General features: G+C 60.3%; 1 protein-coding gene. It reads left to right on the top strand.

Annotated elements, in window-relative coordinates; genetic code table 11:
* Positions 1–124: 124 nt before the first annotated feature.
* Positions 125–1,312 (top strand): DDE-type integrase/transposase/recombinase, encoded by a 1,188-nt coding sequence (locus tag DL891_RS16530; RefSeq protein WP_111721584.1) that lies wholly within the window; start codon positions 125–127, stop codon positions 1,310–1,312.
* The last annotated feature ends 67 nt before the right edge of the window (positions 1,313–1,379 follow it).

Below are 1,379 nucleotides of genomic sequence, written 5' to 3'. Positions count from 1 at the left end.
CGCGTTGACTCATAGAAAACCTCCGCGTAGCTATATACGTTGCCTCATTTGAAAACCTCCGCTTGGGCGTGGTTTCTCAGAACCGGCCGCGATATGGGATATGCCCGTTTCTATGGAGCTGACGATGACGCAGCGGCAAGCTGTGACGAAGAAGAAGGCGCTCGCCTATCGGGGTGCCGCCCGGCCAACTAAGTCCAGGATCTTGGACGAGTTGGTGGAGCTGACAGGGTGGAATCGCGACTACGCCCGGGCGGCACTGCGAGCAGCGCTAACACTGAGAATCATCAAGCCCCGCGCCGGGCGTGCTGCCACGTATGGGCCGAGAGTGACGGTCGCCCTGGTGAAGTGCTGGGCCGTACTGCGGGCACCATCAGGGAAACGCCTGGCCCCGATGCTGGCCGTGTTAGTACCCTTGCTGCGCCGCGATGGTGAGCTTGAGCTCACTGATCCCGAAGCGGCTCTCCTGATTCGAATGAGCGCGGCAACCATCGACCGCCGGCTCGCTCCGGAACGGTTCAAGATGATGTCCAGGGGCCGGTCTCATACGAAACCGGGGACCTTGTTGAAGTCGCAGATCCCGATCCGCACCTGGGCCGAGTGGGACGACGCCGTCCCCGGGTTCGTCGAGATCGACCTGGTCGGCCACGAGGGCGGCAACGCGTCCGGAGAATACTGTTTCACCCTGACGGTCACTGACATCGCGACCGGGTGGACGGTGAACAGGTCCGTGCGCAACAAGGCCGAGAAATGGGTGTTCGAGGCGCTCCAGCATGTGATGGGGGTGTTCCCATTTCCGATCATCGGTATCGACTCGGACAACGGGTCCGAGTTCATCAACCACCACCTGTTCGACTACTGCATGGCGAACAAGATCACCTTCACTCGGTCTCGCGCTAACCACAGTAACGACGGCGCCCACGTCGAGCAGAAGAACTGGACCCACGTGCGCGAGCTTGTCGGTTATCTCCGCTACGACACACCAACCGAGCTTGAGAAACTCAACGAGATCTGGGAACTGGACCGAGTGTTCACGAACTATCTCCTGCCCCAGCAGAAGCTCGTGTTCAAACAACGAAACGGCGCCAAAGTGACCAAGAGATACGACACCGCGACCACCCCGCACCAACGGGCGGTCGCCCGGGAAGAGATGCGCAAACGGCCCATCATCCAGATGAACGCCCAGTTCCAACGAATCAAGCCCGCCGCCCTGTCACGAAAGATTCTCGCGCTCACAGGCCAGCTCGAAACCATCGCCCTGGCGAAGAAGCCCGCCGCGGTCAAACCAGCCGTGAACCAGGCCTTCGTTCGGTGACCCCTCCGGAGGTTTCCATTTGAGGCAATGAATAACCTTCCCGGAGGTATTGACATGAGGCAATAGG

The sequence above is a fragment of the Homoserinimonas sp. OAct 916 genome (assembly GCF_003260275.1).
In the GTDB taxonomy this organism is placed as follows: domain Bacteria; phylum Actinomycetota; class Actinomycetes; order Actinomycetales; family Microbacteriaceae; genus OACT-916.
Note: the sequence above shows the minus strand (reverse complement) of the source record. Positions and strands in the feature narration are given on the sequence as shown.